Source organism: Candidatus Woesearchaeota archaeon, assembly GCA_027858315.1.
Taxonomy (GTDB): domain Archaea; phylum Nanobdellota; class Nanobdellia; order Woesearchaeales; family UBA583; genus UBA583.
The window spans coordinates 1-4,329 of the sequence record JAQICV010000085.1; the positions used below are offsets into that span (position 1 = coordinate 1).

The 4,329-nt window shown below is 28.7% G+C and carries 3 protein-coding genes; all 3 read right to left on the bottom strand.

What is annotated here, in order from left to right; all coding sequences use genetic code 11:
- Nucleotides 1-147 precede the first annotated feature (147 nt).
- Nucleotides 148-1,329, bottom strand: a complete 1,182-nt coding sequence (locus PF569_08155; protein MDA3856204.1) for a hypothetical protein — start codon at nt 1,327-1,329, stop codon at nt 148-150.
- Nucleotides 1,329-3,404: a ParB N-terminal domain-containing protein gene (locus tag PF569_08160; GenBank protein ID MDA3856205.1), complete on the bottom strand. Its 2,076-nt coding sequence runs from the start codon at nt 3,402-3,404 to the stop codon at nt 1,329-1,331. Before PF569_08160 ends, PF569_08155 begins: the two co-directional genes overlap by 1 nt.
- Nucleotides 3,405-3,461: 57 nt before the next feature.
- Nucleotides 3,462-4,329: hypothetical protein (locus tag PF569_08165; protein ID MDA3856206.1), on the bottom strand; the 868-nt coding region annotated here is incomplete at its 5' end.

A 4,329-nucleotide genomic window follows, 5' to 3' on the forward strand; every position in this document is an offset into this window, starting at 1 on the left:
GATTTGTTTAATGTCAATAGGGATTTTTTATTTTGGTTTAGGTAAGAGTTTTAGTATTGGATTTTTTTTGGAATTAGTTCTTTTATGTTATTTGTATAATAGATATAAGGAAAAAAGAAATTCTTAAGATAAGATTTATAGTGAGATTTAAAAGTCGAATAATCTTTTTTGTTCTGATGTATTTTTTTCTCCTTCTCTACAATCAACTTTAGGGTAAATAGTCCTCCAACCTTGAGCAATATGGAATTTTTTCGTTTTTCGGTCATAGAACATTCTTGTGTTCTGATGGAGTTCTTCTCTTTTGGGGTTTCTAGTTATTGGTAATACTCCAAATAATTCCTGATTTGTACCTATTGATTCTTCATTTGCTTTAATTCTATCTTTTTCTTTTCTTTTTTTAGGTGATGCTTTTCCTGAAATTGAGTAGGGTAATCCTGAACAAGAATTTAGAATAGGACATTGGTCTTGACATAGATTTATGTTTTTATTTCGACATATGTCTGTACTTAATCTCCAAACAGTCTCATCAATTGCTTGAAGGTTATTTACTGCTTGTTTATTATTTTTTGCATTTGAGGTTGCCATGTATTTGTAAATTTCTTTAAATCCATTGATTAGTTTTGTATTTGAATTATCAATTTCCCAAAAACTCCCTTTATGTGTTTCTTCAAAATCAAATAATTGCATTGCAAATGGGAATCTTAATTTATGAACATCAACTTTTACTAGTAGTTCTTCTGGGTCAATAAAATCAATTAATTTTCTTTGCATACAGTATTTTAAAAATAGTGGAGTTGTCCCTTCTCCGAATCCTTTTAGGTGTTTTTGAATTGCAAGCTCGCTTTCTAAAGTTTTTTTACCAGTTGATTCAATTATATTTCTCACATCTCCATCAAATTCTTGTTGAAGTGTTATGGCATTTTCTAATAAGTATCTATATTTTGCATGTGGGGCAATTATTGAGCCTAAATTTTCATAGAATGTCTTTACTTCTTTTTTTGTTTGAAAATTGGTTGCAATAAATGTTGGATCGAATATGAATCCATTTCCACTTTTATATTCTTTATTTACCATTTTGCAAATATTAGGATATAATTTATCACTTTCAGTTTGATAATCAGTCATTGCTAGAGTCATTAAATAATGAGCTGCTCCTTTTGGATCATTATCTAAAAATATAGGGAAATTAGCAATTTGGGGAGGGATTGTTCTTCCCATGATAGAATTAGGATTATGATAGATTTCTATAATTCTTTTTCCTACTTCTTTTGCTCTTTCTGGTTTGAAGACTAAAGTTCCTTTTCCTGGGATTTTAATGTCGTAGTTCATTATAATGACTTTCTTATGTATTGGGCAATTGTGTGTCCTAGATTAAAGTTTGTAATTACTTCGAGCATAGGTAATTTTTTATTTGTGAAGTCAAATTGTTCACTTATTTTGTCAGTTTTTCCATAATACATTTGGACTACTTCTGATTTTTTTCTTCTTTCTGTTAGAAGGGCTTGTGCTAGGACTTCTTTCATGTGTGTTTTTGTATAAAGTCCTAAATCAATTAACCCATCTAGCATTTCAGTATTTACTATTCTGTGTGTATGAGCATCTTTTATTGATTCAGGCATGTCTTCCCAATAAGCCATTTGTCTTCTAATATGACTTTGAGAGTAACTGGTTGATTTTTTAATTTCTTTAATTGCTTCTCTTCTTGCTAAAATTTTATTTGCACCTTGTTGTTTATATTGTGTCATTATTTGACAATATAGTGCTCCTTTTTCAAGAGGTGTAAACATTCTTTGTGAGTCTTCTGCAATTTGTAGTTTAATGATATCTGATTCACTTACTGGTTCATTAATAAGTAGAATAGGTAATTCTTGTAATTTTTCTGATTTGATTCCATTTATCATTGCATACATTTGTGCAATTTTGAACCCTAAAAATCTTCTATTTCCACAGATTACTTCTATTTCATTTTCTTCATTTTTATAAGCTAGTACTGGTTGAAGTATTCCATGTTCAGTTATTGAGTCTACGAGTTCCATTGCTGATTTTGCAGTATCTTCAATAGTTCCTCTTACATTATATCTTGATGGAACTACTTTATTTTGAGAGTTTGTTAGTAAGTGTTCTAGATTAAATTGTTCTTTGTGATATTTTAATTCGAAAGCAGCTTTGATTGCTTTTCCTTCTTCAAATCCTTTTGATACTTCTCTGAATGCATCTTCAAATGTGTATATCTTTTTTTCTAGTTTGTTATTTCTTACTGATTTTTTTACTTTACTAACTAGAGTTTCATTTTTGTTTAATAAATTTTTAAGAATTGTTGGTTCTAGTCTTAATTGCGCTTCTTTTAATTCATTTTGTTTAATGAATCCTAGTTGGTATAGTTTTGAGAGATAACTAAATATTGCTTGAGATTTTTGTTCTAATGGGTCTTTTCTTGAATTTGTTTGTTGAGTATCTTCTTCTTGTGTTTCAGATAAATTAAAGTTTAAATTCTCTACTTGATAAGTTGGTCTTGAAATATTTGTTATTTTTTCTATTAATTCATCTTCAGTTGAGATTTTAGATAAATCTTTATTTTGTGAATCTAAAATTATATTTTCAATAGTTTTTTTATTAGGATATAGTCCTAAAAAATTTGATACATTTTTGTCAACCCATTTTCTTGATGATTTCCAGTTTCTAGATTTTAGGAGTTTTAAAAAATATACTTGATCTTGATTATTTAATCTTGCAACACTAATACCGTGAGACAATGGTAATCCTTGTTCTAATATAGCATATTTTAATTCTGGAATTGCATTAAGACCAAATCTAATGTAAGAATTTATAGTATCTCTTTTTTTATTAGAGAATGCTACTAAATCATTTACATCAGTACCATATTTTGCTGATTTAGCAATTGCCATGACAATTCCATAATCTGCATATTTGACTTGTGAGTCAGAAGCTGCACTTACTCTTGCTCCTTTTTCAAAATCTCCTACAACAACTGAGATGAATTCTGCTCTTTCATTAATTGCTGCTAAGTCTCTGTGACCTCCGTCAGGTATAAGGCCATTAATTGTTACTAATGGTGGCTTTATTATTCCCGTATTTTGATATGATTTACTTAAACCTTTCACATGATTTAAATTTACTGCAGAATTTCTTGCATTTTCAGATGCAACTCTTAGAAGAAGGACTGGGAATTTTTCGTAGTAATCTGGTTTTAGTGGGAATGTATATCCATAGTATTCTTGTAAGTATGAAAATACTTCTTCATAAGTATTTAAGTTACTAATTTTAGTTTTAGTTTTTTGATTTAAATCGGATTGTTCTATAATACTTAGAACATTTTCCATGTGTAGTTCTTGTCTGTATTCAGGATTTTTTCTATAATCTTCTGCTAATGCTAGAGAAACCATTTATAATTAAATTAAAATTAAAATTGTTTATATAGTTTTCTCTTCTTAGTAAGTACATTATTCGTCAAGATGATAAGGAAGTACTTTTCCAAGATCTAGTGTATTTTTAAATAGATTAGTTTGGTATGGATTAATTCCTCTTTCAATTTTTACTCCTTCCCACCAAAATAATGCAGTAAGGAATGAAGAATCTAAATTCCCATTTTCAAAAAGGAAGGTGTTTGTCATCATATTTTCTCTAAAATATTGTTGAACTTCTTTTTCAATTTTAAGATATTCTTTATTTGAAGTTCCTGTTGGAATACATTTTCCTGTACTTCTTCTTTTTCCAAGATAATGACTTTCTTTGATTGGTATGATATCTAAATTTGAGATTTGTCTTAGATTGTGAACATCAAGCGTCATTAATTCTTTTCCTCCTAGACATAGGTACCAAAATGAAGTAGTTTTTAGTCCCATAAATTTCACATTACTAGTTATTTCTTCTCTTAGTTCTCTAGGATTATCTAGGATATCTTGTGCGAGGGAGGTTAGTCCTCCTTTGTATTTGTTTGAATATTTATAGAAGGGCGTAAATCTATCTTCGGGAAATCTTAAATATTGTCTTGATAAATTGTAGACAAATTCATTATCTTGTAAATTTTCATCAGAAGTTTTAGCGATATCATTTGCAAATGTACTTGCTCTTTCAAATACTAATGCTTGACTTGCAAGGCAAAATATTGCAGCTTCTAGACATTTTCTCTCAGATATTTTAGGAATTATATGTCCGTCTAATATGAATTTGTTTTCGTCTATAATTTCTTGAGGTATTCTACCCTCACAGTATTGTAATTCATTTGAGTTTAATGAGAATATTTGTTTTTGTTTATTTTTTATTCTTCTTTCTTTGATATCAGTTTTTTCATCTTTTTTAGGTTTTGAG